Below are 1,032 nucleotides of genomic sequence, written 5' to 3' on the forward strand. Positions count from 1 at the left end.
TAGCGGCGCAGGTGTATCAAGAGCATTGGAAAGAAGCGGTTAAGGCGCAGCGTCGTTTAGTGAATCATTATGGTGATAAGGCAGAAGAATGGCGTCGTTTGGCAAGCTTCTATATGCAGCTGGGCGATCATAAAGGTGCCTTGGATAGTACGCGTTTGCCTCATCAGCATGGGCTTGAGCAGCATGAAAAAGATTATAAGCGGTTGGCTCAGTTGATGAATCAAGATGGTATGCCTTACAAAGCAGCTGTTGCGATTCAAGAAGCGCGGAACAAGAAAATCCTCGATAGCTCTGTTACTAACCTTCAACTAGAGGGAGCTTTGTTTTCTGAAGCAAAAGAATATGAGCAAGCCGCTTTAGTGTTTGAAGAATTACTTAAGCGCGCACCGAAAGTTAAGTATGTGAATAAGCTTGTTCAGATCTATTTTGAATCGCAAGAGTGGGCGGCGGTAGAAGTATTGTTGAAGCCGTGGTTGAAGAAGCATTCCGATAATTATCTGCAGTATATGTTGGCGATTTCCTATGTAAATCGTCACGAGTTCGATAAAGCAAAACAAGCCTTTGCCGAGATGCCGAGCGATCACGCGCAGGTAAAAAGTGTCGAAAGCTGGCTCAAGTATATCGCGAAGGTGCAAGCGGCCTCCTAAGCGTACTTTGAGCATTTGCTTGGTTAATATAAAAGTGGGAGCGCCAATGGTTATCGGCACAACGGGGTATGAAAAAGCAGTCGAGCGTTTTGCATCAGTAAGCCTAGGTTTATCTTTTGAAGAGATTAACAGTGATTTCTTCAAGCTTCTGCCACCACTTCCTGCAAGCGTATTAGATGTAGGAGCGGGTGTTGGTCAGAACGCAGCAGCGTTTGCGAATCTCGGTTATCACGCGGTTGCCGTAGAGCCCTTAAAAGAGTTCGTTGATATTGCGAAGGCGCATTTTCATGCACTTGATATTGAGTGGATAAATGATGCGCTTCCTAATTTACCCTCTCTCGAAAACCCTGCATATAAATTCGATTTTATTTTGGTGGATGGCGTT

General features: G+C 44.9%; 2 protein-coding genes. Both read left to right on the forward strand.

Translation table 11 applies throughout. From position 1 onward, the window contains the following. On the forward strand, window positions 1-647 hold a 647-nt coding region (locus tag A3739_RS29955), incomplete at its 5' end, for a hypothetical protein (RefSeq protein WP_197472321.1). Window positions 648-693: 46 nt separating this feature from the next. Next, window positions 694-1,032, forward strand: a 339-nt coding sequence (locus A3739_RS13690) for a bifunctional 2-polyprenyl-6-hydroxyphenol methylase/3-demethylubiquinol 3-O-methyltransferase UbiG (protein ID WP_156502584.1), incomplete at its 3' end; no start/stop codon positions are given.

The sequence above is a fragment of the Oleiphilus sp. HI0067 genome (assembly GCF_001635735.1).